Here is a 15,326-nt window from a genome sequence, read left to right as displayed (position 1 = left end):
TGGCGAAGATCAAGGTAGCCAATCCGGTCGTCGAGCTCGACGGCGACGAGATGACCCGCATTATCTGGCACTTCATCAAAGAGAAGCTGATCCACCCCTATCTCGACATCGACCTGAAGTACTACGACCTGAGCGTCGAGCACCGCGACGCCACCAACGACCGGGTCACGGTCGAGGCCGCCGAGGCGATCAAGAAGTACGGCGTCGGCGTCAAATGCGCCACCATCACGCCGGACGAGGGCCGGGTGAAGGAGTTCAACCTCAAGGAGATGTGGAAGTCGCCCAACGGCACGATCCGCAACATCCTCGGCGGCGTGATCTTCCGCGAGCCGATCATCTGCAGGAACGTGCCGCGCCTCGTGCCCGGCTGGACCCAGCCGATCATCGTCGGCCGCCACGCCTTCGGCGACCAGTACCGCGCCACCGACTTCAAGGTGCCGGGCAAGGGCCGCCTGTCGATCAAGTTCGAGGGCGAGGACGGCACGGTGATCGAGAAGGAGGTGTTCAAGTTCCCGGATGCCGGCGTCGCCATGGCGATGTACAACCTCGACGAGTCGATCCGCGAGTTCGCGCGCGCGTCGATGAACTACGGCCTGAACCGCAAGTACCCGGTCTATCTCTCCACCAAGAACACCATCCTCAAGGCCTATGACGGCCGCTTCAAGGACATCTTCGAGGAGGTGTACCAGAACGAGTTCAAGGCCAAGTTCGACGCCGCCGGCATCATCTACGAGCACCGCCTGATCGACGACATGGTGGCCTCGGCGCTGAAGTGGTCGGGCGGCTATGTCTGGGCGTGCAAGAACTACGACGGCGACGTGCAGTCCGACACGGTGGCGCAGGGCTTCGGCTCGCTCGGCCTGATGACCTCGGTGCTGATGACGCCGGACGGCCGGACGGTGGAGGCGGAGGCCGCCCACGGCACGGTGACGCGCCACTACCGCGAGCACCAGAAGGGCAAGGAGACCTCGACGAACTCGATCGCGTCGATCTTCGCCTGGACCCGCGGCTTGGCGCACCGGGCCAAGCTCGACGACAACGCCGAGCTCGCCCGCTTCGCCGCCACCCTGGAGAAGGTCTGCGTCGACACGGTCGAGGCCGGCTTCATGACCAAGGACCTGGCGCTGCTGGTCGGAGCCGAGCAGAAGTGGCTCTCCACCACCGGCTTCCTCGACAAAATCGACGAAAACCTCAAAAAAGCCATGGCCGCTTAAGCCACCTCATCGCTATGGCTGGGCCTTGTCCCGGCCATTAGGAACGAGAGACAACGACCGATCCAAAGCCCGGCTCCATGCCGGGCTTTTTTGTTGCACGGGTCGCCGCAGCAAGCTTGATAATGTTCTTATTTTGTTCTAAGAATTTATGCATATTTGAGAACCAGTGGATAGTTTATGTCCTCATCGCCCTCCTTTCAGCGCGAATTGCTCGGTGCGCGAAAAGCCCTCGCCATCGCACAGCTTGAACTCCGGAGCCTGCGCCTCGCCCTCGCACATAAGCTCTTCAACCCCAACCAACCGCGTGTTCCGGCTGGGAGTCCTAATGGTGGACGATGGGTGGGAGAAGGCGGGAGTGGCGGCGAAGCCCGCGTCGAGACCGTCAATTGGCCTGCCCGTCGAAGTGGAGGAACCCGCACCATTCGCGGGCGGACCTATGAAACCTCTCCCACTCAGGAAACACTTCTTGCAGCGACGGAGGCGCGTGCAACGGCGCTCGTGCGCGAAGTCCAACGCCGGGATCCGAAATGGAGGCCGCGACCTAGCATCTACGAAGGAGTCGAAGGCGAAATCCTGGCCCATCAGGCCACCGCCGTGCAAGCCACCGCGCGCCTGCGGGAATTGAGGGCACAAGAGCCTGTTTGCCGACCGTTAGGGGAGACTTCTCCACTTTCGCGCGGAGACTCGCTGAATGGCATTTACACTATCCCAACTTCGGAATTCCGAGAATTGCTGGTGGCCGTCACTCCCGGTTCTGAGATTATTCCGTCGCCCACCGGATATCGAGGCCAATGGCTTCGGCAGCCGGACGGCTCCATCTTTGGCGTTCGATGGAGCGAGCGGTACGGCGTAACGTTAGATGTTATTCGCAGCAATAATCCAATGGTCCGGCCAGGCGATAAGGTGCATCAGAAATGACCGACGAACCACGTGAAAAGCGTTCCGGAAAACCGCTGACCGAGTATGTCAAACTAATTGCCGAGGAGCTTCCCATCGACGCTGTCGGCATCTGGCAGATTGTACCCGCCGGACGTTTCGGTTTCGGATTTGAGGGCGAGGCGCTGACCGATTTCGTGCGCCGCTGCATCGCCGAGCTTCTCTCGCGCGGCGCGGTGCCTGTGGTCGGCGGTGGACAAAGCGAGCATGAGTGGATTGTGCAGCGGCAATACGGTTCCACGCCCGCAGAGATCATCGACAACGTCGTCCGTGAATGGCTGGCAAACGGCGCAAAGGACGAAGATCCCGGCGGCCTCTGGTTCGCGCTGCGAGAATACGCCTGGATGCCACCAGAATGAAAGGCACGGCCAAAAATGACCGACGAACCTCGCGAATGGCGTTCCGGGAAACGTTGAGTGAATACATCAAGCAGGTCGCTAACGAATTGCCTGTCGACGCGGTCGGCATGTGGCAGGTCGTGCCTGGAGGACGTCATGGGTTTGGCTTCGAAGGCGAGGCTCTGACCAATTTCGTGCGCCGCTGCGTCGCCGAGCTCCTGTCCCGCGGCGCCGTGCCGGTGGTCGGCGGCGGACTTGATGGCGAGCATGAATGGATCGTGCAGCGGCAGTATGGCTCCAAACCTGAAGACATTGTCGAGAACGTCGTGCGCGAGTGGCTGGCGAACGGCGCCAAGGACGAAGATCCAGGTGGATTGTGGTTTGCGCTGCGGGAGTATGCTTGGACGCCGCCATCGTAACTTTTCGGAGAAGGAAGAAGATCATGACAGATTACAAACCCACTCATACCGGCGGCTGCCAGTGCGGCGCGGTCCGTTACGCGCTCATGTCCGAGCCGACCCATACCAGCATCTGCCATTGCCGCATGTGCCAGAAGGCTTTCGGCAACTACTTCTCTGCGCTCACCGGCGTTTCGCGCAAGGATCTGGTCTGGACGAAGGGGCAGCCGGGCATCTTCAAGAGTTCTGAGGCCGTGGAGCGGAGCTTCTGCCGTGACTGCGGCACGCCGCTGACATTTTCCTATGTGGAGCAGGACCGCATCACCGTCTCGATCGGCAGCCTCGACGAGCCGGGCCGGGTGATGCCGGAAATCCAGTACGGCCTCGAGAGCAAACTCCCCGCCTTCGAGGTGCTGCACACCCTGCCCGGCCAGCGGACGGAGGATTACGCAACCCCGGACGACTTGAAGAAGATGGCGTCGCGCCAGCACCCGGACCACGACTGACGTCAGCCGGGGTTTGGCTACGAGATCTTCCGTCCCCCGCGAGCCTTGGCGACCTTGTGCACATGCTCCGCGATGGACGGGTTCGCCTCCAGCAATTCATGAAGATCGTCGGCATCGAGGACGAGCAGCCTGCAATGGGTCGACGCCTTCACGGTGGCGGAGCGGCGGCGGCGCCTCAGGATCGCCATCTCGCCGAAGAAGTCGCCCGGCCCGAGCCTCACATGCTCGCCCGGCAGCACCACCTCCACGTCGCCGGAGGCGATCAGGTACATGGAATGTGCCTCGTCGCCCTTGCGGACGATGACCTCTCCCGGGGTGCAGCTGCGCGACCGGAGGCATTGCATCACCGTGGCGATTTCGTGCGCGTCGAGATTGGCGAAGAGCGGCACGCGGGCCACCATGCTCCAGGTCACCACGAAGTCGCGGCGATGGATCTCCCGCGAGAAGGCGCTCGCGATGATGCCGACCGGCAGGGCCAGCATGATCAGCCCCATGACGGCCGTCACGGCCGCGATCACCCGTCCGACGGGCGTCAAGGGCACGGCGTCGCCGTAGCCGACCGTGGTCAGGGTGACGATCGCCCAGTACATCGCCTCCGGGATCGTCCCGAACGTGTCGGGCTGTACCTCCCGCTCGGCGAGGTTCATGGCCGAGGCCGCAAGCAGCATGGCGCCGATGAGGATGACCCCGCAGGCGACGAGCGCCCGGCGTTCCGCATAAATCGCTTCGGCAAGGCTCGCGAGGCCCGGCGAATAGCGCGCGAGCTTGAAGAACCGGAACAGCCGCAGCAGCAGGAAAGTCCGCAGGCTCTCCACGTTCCAATAGGCGAGATAGAACGGCAGGATGGCCAGAAGATCGACGATGGATTGCGGATGCATGGCCCATCGCAGGCGCGCGCGCCATGGCCTCATGTGCTGGAACGGCGGATATTCCGGCGCGCACCAGAGACGCGCGATATATTCCAAGGTGAAGATAAAGCCGCTGACGACCTCGATCAGGAGAAAGAGCGTGCCGTGGCTCTGCTGGATCGACGGGACGCTTTCGAAGACGACGGCCGTGACATTCACGGCGATCAACAGGATCAGGCCAAAATGAACAGCGTGAACGACGGGGTCGTTCACGCTGCTGCGTTCGAGGATTTCGTAGATCCTGCGCCGCGTCGGGTGTGGATGAACCCTCGACACGGCGCCCGGCCTCATGCGGCGTCGGAAAGCGCCGCTTCGATGGCGGCGAGAGCCGCTTCGGCCTGCGCCCCGTCGGGACCGCCGGCCTGGGCCATGTCGCGGCGACCGCCGCCGCCCTTGCCGCCGAGCTTCTCCGACCCGACCCGCACGAGGGCGACCGCGTCGACCTTCGCCGTCAGGTCCTCGGTCACGCCGACGACGATGCCGGCCTTGCCGTCCTCAGCCACACCCACGATGGCAACGACCCCGGAGCCGAGGCGCTTCTTGCCCTCGTCGGCGAGGCTCTTCAGGTCCTTCATCTCGACGCCGGTGACCGCGCGGGCCATGAGCTTGATGCCGGCCACGTCCTTGACCGGATCGCCACCGCCCGCAGCGCCGCCGCCCATGGCGAGCTTGCGGCGCGCCTCGGCGAGGTCGCGCTCCAGCTTGCGGCGCTCTTCCAGCAGGGCCGCGAGGCGCGAGGAAACCTCGTCCACCGGGGTCTTGAGAAGGCTTGCGACCTCGCGCAGCTTGCGGCTCTCATCCGCGAGGTAGCGGCGGGCGGCGTCGCCCGTCATCGCTTCGAGGCGGCGAACGCCCGCCGCGACCGCGCCCTCGCCCACGATGGTGATGACGCCGATATCGCCCGTGCGGTTCACGTGCGTGCCGCCGCAGAGTTCCACCGAGAAAGCCCTGTTGGCCTCTCCCTTGCCCATGGAGACGACCCGGACCTCGTCGCCGTACTTCTCGCCGAACAGCGCGCGGGCGCCGGACTCGATGGCCTCGTCCACGGCCATGAGCTTGGTGACCACCGGCTCGTTCTGGAGCAGCACTCTGTTGGCGATCTCCTCGACTTCCTTGAGCTCCGCATCCTCAATGGGCTTGGGATGGCTGAAATCGAAACGCAGGCGGTCGGGAGCCACCAGCGAGCCCTTCTGCGCCACGTGGTCGCCGAGCACCTGGCGCAGGGCCTCGTGCAGGAGATGGGTGGCCGAGTGGTTGGACCGGACGGCGAAGCGGCGCTCGTGGTCGACCGTCAGTTCCAGGGACTGATTGAGCTTCAGGGAGCCGTGCTCGACGGTCACATGGTGCACGAACAGATCGCCGAGCTTCTTCTCGGTGCCGGTCACGAAGACCCGCGCGCCCTCGCCCTGCATCACGCCGGTATCGCCGACCTGACCGCCGGATTCGCCGTAGAATGGCGTCTGGTTGAGGACCACGAGGCCGGTCTCGCCGGCCTTGAGCTCCGTCACCTCCTGGCCGTCCTTCAGGAGCGCCAGGACGATGCCCTCGGCGGCTTCCGTGTCGTAGCCCAGGAACTCAGTCGCGCCCGTGCGCTCCTTGACGGAGAACCACACGGTTTCGGTCGCGGCCTCGCCCGATCCGGACCAGGCGGCACGTGCCATCTCGCGCTGGCGCTTCATCGCGGCGTCGAAGGCATCCGTGTCGACGCCGATGCCCCGGGGCTTCAAGGCGTCCTGGGTCAGGTCGAGCGGGAAGCCGTAGGTGTCGTAAAGGGTGAAAGCCGTGTCGCCGGAAAGGTTCTGCCCCTTGGTAAGGCTGCGGCTTTCCTCGTCGAGGATCGACAGGCCCCGCTCCAGGGTCTTGCGGAAGCGGGTTTCCTCCAGCTTCAGGGTCTCGGTGATCAGCGCTTCGGCGCGGATCAGCTCAGGATAGGCCTGTCCCATCTCGCGCACGAGAACCGGCACGAGGCGGTACATGAGCGGGTCACGCGCGCCGAGCAGCTGCGCGTGGCGCATGGCGCGGCGCATGATGCGGCGGAGCACGTAGCCGCGGCCCTCGTTCGAGGGCAGCACGCCGTCGGCCACGAGGAAGCACGAGGTGCGCAGGTGGTCCGCGATCACCCGGTGCGAGGCCTTGCGGTCACCCTCCGGCGCCACGCCGGTGGCATGGGCCACGGCCTCGATGAGGGTGCGGAACAGGTCCGTGTCGTAGTTCGAGTACACGCCCTGGAGGATCGCCGAGATGCGCTCCAGCCCCATGCCGGTGTCGATGGAGGGCTTGGGCAGGCCGATGCGGTTGCCGGGCTCGATCTGCTCGTATTGCATGAACACGAGGTTCCAGAACTCGAGGAAGCGGTCGCCATCCTCCTCCGGGCTGCCGGGAGGGCCGCCCCAGAGCTTGTCGCCCTGGTCGATGAAGATTTCCGAGCACGGGCCGCAGGGGCCGGTATCGCCCATCTGCCAGAAATTGTCCGAGGTCGGGATGCGGATGATCTTGGAATCCGAGAAGCCGGCGATCTTCTTCCAGAGGTTCGCCGCCTCGTCGTCGTCGTGGTAGACGGTGACCAGCAGCTTGTCCTTCGGCAGGCTGAATTCCTTGGTGATCAGCCCCCAGGCGAGCTCGATGGCCCGCTCCTTGAAGTAGTCGCCGAAGGAGAAGTTGCCGAGCATCTCGAAGAAGGTGTGGTGGCGCGCCGTGTAGCCCACATTGTCGAGATCGTTGTGCTTGCCGCCCGCGCGCACGCATTTCTGCGCCGTCGCGGCCGTGCTGTAGGGACGCTTTTCGGCTCCCGTGAAGACGTTCTTGAACTGCACCATGCCGGCGTTCGTGAACATCAGGGTCGGGTCATTGCGCGGCACGAGGGGGCTCGAGGCCACGACCTCATGGCCGTTCTTGGCGAAGTAATCGAGGAAGGCCGACCGGATTTCGTTGACGCCGCTCATGGAACTCTTAGCTCGGAGTAAGGGGCTCGATCGCCCGTAGTGCTCATGTTTCGGCCGTTTCTAGACGTCCAGGCTTCACCTGTCGAGGTGGCGCTTCGTCCAAAGTGCGACCTCGAGGCCCGTATCGTGAGGGCGAGGCCCGGGAACCTTCGGCTCCCGCTGCCGTCGTCTCCGCGGAATATACCAAGGACAGGCAGCGATGAGCGAACGTAACCCACCGTCCAGAGCCAGTATTGCGGGCCACCCGATCCATCCGATGCTGGTACCCTTCCCCATCGTCTGCTTCACCGGCGCGCTCGCGACGGACATCACCTACTGGCGGACGGCCGACATCATGTGGTCGAACTTCTCCGCCTGGCTTTTGACCGTCGGCCTCCTCATCGGAGGCTTGGCGGCGCTGGCGGGATTGATCGATTTCCTGAGCAGCCGCTCGATCCGCGCCCAGACGCCCGCATGGCCTCATATGCTCGGGAACGTGCTTGTTCTGGGGCTGTCCCTGCTCAACGCCTTGATCCATAGCCGCGATGCCTGGACCTCGGTCGTCCCGACCGGGCTGGTCCTCTCGGCCGTCGTCGTGCTCCTCATGCTCGTGACGGGCTGGCTGGGCTGGTCGATGGTCTACCGCCACCGGGTCGGAGTCCTGTCATGACGGCGTCAATCCGAATCGGCCCTGGCTGGATCGCTCTTCTGGGACTTTCCATGCTGGCCCTCGCCGGTTGCGAGGACGAGGGATCCTTCGACACGCAAAGCCAGATCGGCCCCAATCCGGCTCTGCCCGAGCCGAAGCAATACCTCGTGCCGCCCATGCGCCTGGCAAAGCCCGTGGGATGGGGCGCGAGCGAGACCCCGAAGGTCGCCAGCGGTCTGAAGATCCAGGCCATGGCCCGGGACCTGGCCAATCCCCGGGTCGTCTATCCCTTGCCCAACGGCGATGTGCTGGTGGTCGAATCCGGGGGACCGAACACCGAACCGACCGAGCGGCCGAAAGATCTCATCATGGGCTGGATGATGGCCTCCGCACACGGCAGCACGAAACCCGGCAACCGGATCACTCTCCTGCGCGATGCCAATGGCGACGGCGTGCCGGAGACGAGGACCATCTTCATCGACCACCTCAACTCGCCCTATGGCGTCGCCCTTGTCGGCGAGGATCTTTACGTCGCCAACACAGACGCGATCATGCGCTACCACTATACCCAAGGGCAGACGCAGATCACGGAGCCGGGCACCAAGCTGACCGACCTGCCCGGCGGCCCCATCAACCACCATTGGACCAAAGCCCTCACGGCGAGCCCCGACGGATCGCTGCTTTACGTTGGCGTCGGCTCCAACAGCAACATCACCGAAAACGGCATGGAGGCGGAAAAGGGCCGCGCGGCCGTGTGGGAGGTGGATCGGGCGTCCGGTCGCGCGAGGATCTTCGCCGGCGGCATCCGCAACCCGACGAGCCTCGCCTTCGAGCCGCAAACCAACGTCCTCTGGGCCGTTGCCAATGAACGCGACGAGCTGGGCCCCAATCTGGTTCCCGACTACCTGACGTCCGTTCGCGACGGGGCCTTCTATGGCTGGCCTTACAGCTATTTCGGCCAGCACATCGACCCGCGCGTGATGCCCCAGCGGCCGGATCTCGTCGCGAGCGCCATTGTACCGGATTATGCACTGAGCTCGCATGTCGCTCCGTTAGGCCTTGCTTTCTACACGGGCACCAGCCTGCCGGAGGCCTATCGCGGCGGGGCGTTCGTCGGCGAGCATGGGAGCTGGGACCGCGACCACTTCAACGGCTACAAGGTCGTGTACGTCCCCTTCCAGAGCGGCAAGCCAAGCGGGAAGGCGCAGGACGTGGTGACCGGCTTCCTGTCGGGTGAGGACAGCGCCCATGGCCGCCCCGTGGGCGTCGCGGTGGACAGGACCGGAGCCCTGCTGATTGCCGACGACCTGGGCAATGCGGTCTGGCGCGTCACGGCCGGTCAATGAGGCAGGCAGGCCCGCCTGAGAGCGGCCCGAGAAAGGAAAAGACCGCCGCGATCACTCGCGACGGCCTCTCTTTGCCCTTGAAGGAGAGCAAAAGCTTATTCTGCGGAACCCTCGTCCAGGTCGTCGGCGGTCGGGGTCGCCTGCTCCAGGATGCGGTCGGCGAGAAGGCCGGCATTCTGGCGGATGAGCGCCTCGATCTTGCCGGCAACCTCCGGGTTGTCGCGCAGGAACTGCTTGGCGTTCTCGCGGCCCTGGCCCAGGCGCTGGCTGTCGTAGGAGAACCAGGCGCCGGACTTGTCGACGATGCCGGCCTTGACGCCGAGATCGATGAGCTCGCCCACCTTGGACACGCCCTCGCCGAACATGATGTCGAACTCGACCTGCTTGAAGGGCGGAGCGACCTTGTTCTTGACGACCTTCACGCGCACCGAGTTGCCGATCGGATCATCGCGATCCTTGAGCGTCGAGACGCGGCGGATGTCGAGGCGCACGGAGGCGTAGAACTTCAGGGCGTTGCCGCCCGTGGTCGTTTCCGGCGAGCCGTACATGACGCCGATCTTCATGCGGATCTGGTTGATGAAGATCACCATCGTGTTCGAGCGCGAGATCGAACCGGTGAGCTTGCGCAGGGCCTGGCTCATGAGACGGGCCTGGAGGCCCGGCTGGACCTCGCCCATCTCGCCGTCGAGCTCGGCCTTCGGGGTCAGCGCCGCCACCGAGTCGATGACGAGCACGTCCACCGCGCCGGAGCGCACGAGGGTATCGGCGATCTCAAGAGCCTGCTCGCCGGTGTCGGGCTGGGAGATCAGGAGATCGTCCAGGTTGACGCCGAGCTTGCGGGCATAAACGGGATCGAGCGCGTGTTCCGCGTCCACGAAGGCGCAGACGCCGCCCTTCTTCTGGGCTTCGGCGATGGTGTGCAGCGCCAGCGTGGTCTTGCCGGACGATTCCGGCCCGTAGATCTCGATGATGCGGCCGCGGGGCAAGCCGCCCACGCCGAGCGCGATATCGAGGCCGAGCGAACCCGTCGAGACGGTTTCGATTTCCACCGGCTGCTGGCCCTTGCCGAGCCGCATGATCGAGCCCTTGCCGAAGGCACGCTCGATCTGAGAGAGCGCCGCGTCGAGAGCTTTCGATTTGTCTTTATCCATTGATGAGCTTTCCACCAGTCTCAGGGAGGACTGTGACATGACCTAACATCCTTATGGCAGGAGGAAGAGTGAATCTCAACGCGGTGTTGAGAGAATATATGTACTCACTTTGTTCCTACCCGCAAGTTCTTTTTTCGTTCTCATTAGAGAATTCATAGAACCCGCGCAGGGCACGTTGCCGCAGGGTTAAAAATCAATTAATTCAATGATTTACCGAGCCATCGTCTGCTTCACGGTCTCGACCAGCTGGCGCAGGCTGAAGGGCTTGGGCAGGAAGTTGAACTCCTCCCCTTCGGGCAGGTTCTTGCGGAAGGCTTCCTCGGCGTAGCCGGAGACGAAGATCACCTTCAGGTCGGGATAGAGCTTGCGCAACTCGCGCAGCAGGGTCGGGCCGTCCATTTCCGGCATGACCACGTCGGAGACCACGAGATCGACCGGGGCGCCGCGCTCCTGGATGATCTCCATCGCTTCGATTCCGGAGGCAGCCTCCAGCACCGTGTAGCCGCGCGCGGAGAGCGCCCGGGCATTGACCGCGCGAACCGGATCCTCGTCCTCCACCAGGAGGATGGTCCCCTGCCCGGTCATGTCGGCGGCGGGCTTCTTGGGCGCGTCGGCCTTTGCTTCCTCGGGAGCCTCCTGAACCTCCGGGATGTGGCGCGGCAGGTAGATCCGGAAGGTGGTGCCCTCGCCTGGCTTCGAATCCACGTCGATATAGCCGCCCGACTGCTTGACGATGCCGAAGACCGTGGAGAGGCCGAGGCCCGTGCCCTTTCCCACTTCCTTGGTGGTGAAGAACGGCTCGAAGATCTTTTCCAGGATCTCCTGCGTCATGCCCGATCCCGTATCGGACACCTCGACGACCACGTAATCGGCCGGCGGCATGGCGCTCACGTTCAGGCGGGCGGCCTCCGCGGCCGAGACGTTCCCGGTGCGGATCGCGAGCTTGCCGCCGTTGGGCATGGCGTCGCGCGCATTGACGGCGAGGTTCACCACCACCTGCTCGAACTGGTTCACGTCGGCCTTCACGAACCAGAGATCGCGGCCATGGCTGAGATCGAGTTCCACCCGCTCGCCGAGCAGGCGCTTGAGCAGCATGGAGAGATCATAGAGCCGGTCGTTCAGGTTCAGCACCTCCGGCCGCAGGGTCTGGCGGCGCGAGAAGGCGAGCAGCTGGCGCACCAGGCTCGCAGCCCGGTTCGCATTCTGCTTGATCTGCATGATGTCCTGGAAGGACGGATCGGTCGGCCGGTGGTTGGCGAGCAGCAGGTCGCTGTAGCCGATGATGGCCTGCAGCACGTTGTTGAAGTCGTGCGCGACGCCGCCGGCCAATTGGCCCACCGCGTTCATCTTCTGCGATTGGGCGAGCTGTTCCTCCACCTTGCGGAAATCGGTGGTGTCGAGGGCGTAGAGAATGGCCGTCTCGCCGTCCGCACCCGTATCACCCACGGGCGTCACCCAGACCCGGACGGAACCGCCGCTATCCCCCGTGGTCTGCAGCTCCAGGGGTGGGATGTCTCCCCGGTTTTCCGCCGCCGCCTTCAGAGCGGCCTCGATCGGCCCGCGCTCGCGGAAGGTGTCGAGGATGGATGCCCCGCCCGCCCCGCTCTCGGCCGCGCGCGTCAGCGTGCCGAACAACTTGGTGAAGGGAGCATTGGCATGGACGATCCGTCCGGCCTGGTCGACCGTCGCGATGGCAATCGGCGTGTTGTTGAAGAAGCGGGCGAAGCGCACTTCGGCGGCCCGCTGTCCCTCGTCGACCTCCCCTCCCGCCGAGCGGTTGAGGACCAGCGTCCGGGATGGACCCATCCGGCCGTCCTGCCCGAAGGCGATGCGGTGATACAGCCGCACGGGCAGGAACTGGCCGTTGCGGCGGCGCAGATCGAGATCGAAGGTCTCCGTGCGCACGCTGCCCGGCTCGCCGGTGAATGACGTCATCAACGACACCACATCGCGGGGCACGATGTCGGTGAGGCTCAGACCGCCGGAGCCGACCTGGGCGAGATCGTAGTCGAGCCACGAAGCGAGGGTCGCGTTGAGATAGATGATCGAGCCCTCGGGATCGACCGACAGGAATCCCGCCGGGGCGTGATCGAGATAATCGATGGCGTGCTGGAGCTCCTGGAAGACATTCTCCTGCCGCTCGCGTTCGTGCGTCACTTCGCTGATGGTCCAGAGCGCCGCCTGTCGGCCCCTGGGGCGCGGCACGGGGCGCACGCGCACGCGATACCAACCGAACTCCTGCGCACCGCTCAACGAAGGCGAGAGGCGGATTTCCTCCGCGCCCGTGCGATGCTCGCGCGCAGCCTGGGCCAGCCGATAGATCGCCTCCGAGACTTCGGGCGCACCCATGAACAAACGCTCCACGGGACGCACTTCCCCGCCCTGCAGCCCTGCGATGGAAAGGTAGGATTCGTTGGCATAGGTGATGCGGCCGTCGTCTTCGATCACCACGAGGCCGTTGCCTGACGTATCGGCCATGAGCTTGGTGATATCGTTTCGCGCCGTCTGACCGGAAAATTGAACGACCCCGATGGCCATGGCGAAAAGGAAGAAGACGCCGGCCATGGCGAAGAATGCGAGAAGCCCGAGGATCAGCGGCTGTGTCTGTTCGACATCCAGAAACCGCAAGCTAAGGGTTGCGCCGACCAGAACGCCGGCCAGGAGAAGGACCCATCCGATATGGCCGGGACGGTCAGAACGGTCGATGGCCGCGCTCTTTGGCGTGTCGCCCTCGTAAGCCATGGAGTTTCAACTTCCTCAAACGGAGCCGGATGTGTCTTGAGGCACAGGCTGCAACGTTGCAGCCAACCGCTCGATCTTCGTCGCTCATCATACGCGCCAATTATTGATCGACCTCTAAGGCGGAGCCACGAGCCGATGCAAGCTCTCTTCAGCCCAAGAAGAGCTGCAGAGATACGATTTCGCCATAGGAAATCCCTATTTTCCTTGATGAAAAGGGGATCAGACCCATTTTGGTCCCATCATCGAGGACCGATCCTCATCCACATGCCGCGTCGAAAGCAGCGCTCGTTAACCATCTGTTAACCTTGTCGCTGGCTTTGGCGGTCAATGTGGTACAACCAACACAGAACCGGCCTGCAAGGGCCTGCACAACGCTTGAGAGTTCATCGTGTCATCTCTTTTCGGTATCGAAGCGTCACGGGCAGTCCAATTCGCGATTGCGTTCGCGATCATTCTGATCCTCCTCGTGCTCTTCGGTGTAGTCTTCCGCAAGCTGACGGGCGCCCGGCTCATGATGCCCGGCAGCGATCGCGGCCGCGGCAGCCGTCAACCCCGGCTCGGCATCGTCGATGTCTACGACCTGGACCGGCACCGCCAGCTCCTTCTTCTGCGCCGTGACAACGTCGAGCACCTTCTTCTCATCGGCGGTCCGAACGACGTCGTCATCGAGACCAATATCGTCCGGGTCGCCGGTGCCCGCATTCCCGCGCAGCCCAGCGACGCGGGCGTCGAGCGCTTCGAGCCGACCCTGGACCAGCCGGCCCGCCCGCCGCAGGTGGAGACCAACGGCCGCCCGTCGATCGAAAGCCAGCTCGCGGCCCAGCTCGGCGCCTTCGTGCGGCGTCCCTCGGATGAATCGGATATCGACGAGGAGCTCGCACCCGTCGCCTCGGTGAGCGCCCCGGTTCCGGCCCATCCGGAGCCCGTGCTGAAACCGGATGCCGTTTCCGTCTCCGCCGCCCCGACCATCCAGGGCCTGCGCGCCGAGGCGAGGACGCCCTCGTTCCAGAACGCTCCGTCCGCTCCCACACCGGCCGTGGAGCGCCCCGAGCCGCGGCCGGCCTTTACGCCTCCGCCGTTCCAGTCCCGCGCGACGCCGGTCCCCCCGGCTCCTCCGGTGCAGCCTGAGCCGGTCCGCCCGCCGGAGCCCGCGCCGGTTGAACAGCAGACCGCCTCGCCGCGCCCGGCGTCGGAGGCCGGTCTCCTGTCGGACATGGCCAAGCAGCTCGAAGAAGCCCTGAAGCGCCCGGCGAGCCCTGTCCCGCCTCCCACGATGTCTCCTCCGGCCGAGCCCGCTGAGAGCATCAGGGACGAAGAGCCGGCTCGGGCCGATGCCGAACCCGTCGCCGCTTACGACGATCGTCAAGACGAAGAGCCTGTCGAAGAGGAGGCGGAAGTAGCCCCGCCGTCCAAGCCCGCTCCTGCTCCGGAGCCCCTGCGCCCCGTGCCGCCTCCCCCGCCCGTGACGGCTCCGCTCCCGCCCCAGGCGAAGGAGGCGCCGGCCGCTTCGCAGAAGCCGACGGATCCGTTTTCCGTCGAGGATATCGAGGCGGAGTTCGCAAGGCTTCTCGGACGCCCGCTGGATCCGACCAAGAAGGGCTGAGTTCTTTCCAAACCGGCAAAGAAAAAGGGCTCCGCAAGCGGAGCCCTTTTTTGATCTGGCAATGGAAGGTCTCAGTCGTCCCGGTAGACCCGCTCGTTTCGCTCGTGGCGCTCTTGAGCCTCGAGAGAAAGCGTTGCGATGGGGCGCGCCTCAAGGCGCTTGAGGGAGATCGGATCCCCGGTCTCCTCGCAATAGCCATAGGAGCCGTCCTCGATCCGCGCGAGCGCGGCATCGATCTTGGCAATGAGCTTGCGCTGGCGGTCGCGGGCACGAAGCTCGATGGCGCGATCTGTTTCCGAGGAGGCGCGATCCGCAAGGTCAGGATGATTCTCGTTCTCGCTCTGCAAGGTGGCGAGAGTTTCCTGAGCCTCTTTGAGGATATCGTGCTTCCAGCGGATCAGCTTGCGCCTGAAATATTCCTTTTGCCGTTCATTCATGAAGGGCTCGTCTTCTGTCGGACGGTAACCCTCATCAATCACGATGTCTGTCATGTTCAGCCGTTCTTCCCCGATGAACCGTGGCGCCCCTATATAGGCAAGCAGGATCGGGGACAACGAGATTAAGTGTCATCGATTTGTCTAACGGGCCCGGGCACCACTTTTGCACCTCGAAAA

At 64.4% G+C, this 15,326-nt stretch carries 12 protein-coding genes; 7 read left to right on the top strand and 5 right to left on the bottom strand.

The genetic code is table 11. The annotated features are described in order from the left end of the window. Window positions 1-8: 8 nt before the first annotated feature. The 4 genes from DDF70_RS15355 (at window position 9) to DDF70_RS15335 (ending at window position 3,392) form a co-directional block, all read left to right on the top strand. Complete coding sequence (locus DDF70_RS15355) at window positions 9-1,214, top strand: NADP-dependent isocitrate dehydrogenase (protein WP_245435504.1); 1,206 nt, start codon at window positions 9-11, stop codon at window positions 1,212-1,214. 914 nt (window positions 1,215-2,128) lie between these two features. Further along, entirely contained in the window at window positions 2,129-2,509 is a 381-nt protein-coding gene (locus DDF70_RS15345; RefSeq protein WP_114945730.1) for a hypothetical protein, read from the top strand. Window positions 2,510-2,544: 35 nt separating this feature from the next. Then, the gene (locus DDF70_RS15340; RefSeq protein WP_114945729.1) at window positions 2,545-2,907 is read left to right on the top strand and encodes a hypothetical protein; all 363 of its coding nucleotides are present in this window, start codon (window positions 2,545-2,547) and stop codon (window positions 2,905-2,907) included. 23 nt (window positions 2,908-2,930) lie between these two features. Beyond that, window positions 2,931-3,392 (top strand): GFA family protein, encoded by a 462-nt coding sequence (locus tag DDF70_RS15335; protein WP_114945728.1) that lies wholly within the window; start codon window positions 2,931-2,933, stop codon window positions 3,390-3,392. 17 nt (window positions 3,393-3,409) lie between these two features. Here DDF70_RS15335 and DDF70_RS15330 read toward each other — a convergent pair whose 3' ends face one another. Together DDF70_RS15330 and alaS are read right to left on the bottom strand one after the other, a co-directional pair. Beyond that, on the bottom strand, window positions 3,410-4,576 hold the full coding sequence (locus tag DDF70_RS15330) for a cyclic nucleotide-gated ion channel (protein WP_114945738.1): 1,167 nt from the start codon (window positions 4,574-4,576) through the stop codon (window positions 3,410-3,412). An 11-nt stretch (window positions 4,577-4,587) separates the two neighbouring features. Then, the gene (gene alaS / locus DDF70_RS15325; RefSeq protein ID WP_114945727.1) at window positions 4,588-7,242 is read right to left on the bottom strand and encodes an alanine--tRNA ligase; all 2,655 of its coding nucleotides are present in this window, start codon (window positions 7,240-7,242) and stop codon (window positions 4,588-4,590) included. Between the two features lie 199 nt (window positions 7,243-7,441). On the opposite strand from alaS, the gene DDF70_RS15320 reads away from it, so the two are divergent. Both DDF70_RS15320 and DDF70_RS15315 read left to right on the top strand, forming a co-directional pair. Next, window positions 7,442-7,891, top strand: coding sequence for a DUF2231 domain-containing protein (locus DDF70_RS15320; RefSeq protein ID WP_114945726.1), 450 nt, complete (start codon window positions 7,442-7,444; stop codon window positions 7,889-7,891). After that, window positions 7,888-9,216, top strand: a complete 1,329-nt coding sequence (locus tag DDF70_RS15315) for a PQQ-dependent sugar dehydrogenase (protein ID WP_114945725.1) — start codon at window positions 7,888-7,890, stop codon at window positions 9,214-9,216. Before DDF70_RS15320 ends, DDF70_RS15315 begins: the two co-directional genes overlap by 4 nt. 95 nt (window positions 9,217-9,311) lie before the next feature. Here the strand turns inward: DDF70_RS15315 and recA are convergent, their stop codons facing one another. Continuing rightward, window positions 9,312-10,406, bottom strand: a complete 1,095-nt coding sequence (recA, locus tag DDF70_RS15310; RefSeq protein ID WP_009489491.1) for a recombinase RecA — start codon at window positions 10,404-10,406, stop codon at window positions 9,312-9,314. Between the two features lie 171 nt (window positions 10,407-10,577). Beyond that, on the bottom strand, window positions 10,578-13,109 hold the full coding sequence (gene cckA / locus DDF70_RS15305; protein ID WP_114945724.1) for a cell cycle histidine kinase CckA: 2,532 nt from the start codon (window positions 13,107-13,109) through the stop codon (window positions 10,578-10,580). Window positions 13,110-13,497: 388 nt separating this feature from the next. On the opposite strand from cckA, the gene DDF70_RS15300 reads away from it, so the two are divergent. Beyond that, window positions 13,498-14,712, top strand: a complete 1,215-nt coding sequence (locus DDF70_RS15300; RefSeq protein WP_114945723.1) for a hypothetical protein — start codon at window positions 13,498-13,500, stop codon at window positions 14,710-14,712. A gap of 71 nt (window positions 14,713-14,783) precedes the next feature. On the opposite strand, the gene dksA is transcribed toward DDF70_RS15300, so the two are convergent. Continuing rightward, window positions 14,784-15,203: an RNA polymerase-binding protein DksA gene (gene dksA, locus DDF70_RS15295; protein WP_114945722.1), complete on the bottom strand. Its 420-nt coding sequence runs from the start codon at window positions 15,201-15,203 to the stop codon at window positions 14,784-14,786. Window positions 15,204-15,326 lie beyond the last annotated feature (123 nt).

Origin of the sequence: Microvirga calopogonii, from assembly GCF_003347665.1 — a bacterium.
GTDB classification, from domain to species: domain Bacteria; phylum Pseudomonadota; class Alphaproteobacteria; order Rhizobiales; family Beijerinckiaceae; genus Microvirga; species Microvirga calopogonii.
The sequence above is the reverse complement of the archived record's forward strand: the minus strand, read 5'-3'. Positions and strand labels throughout refer to the sequence as shown.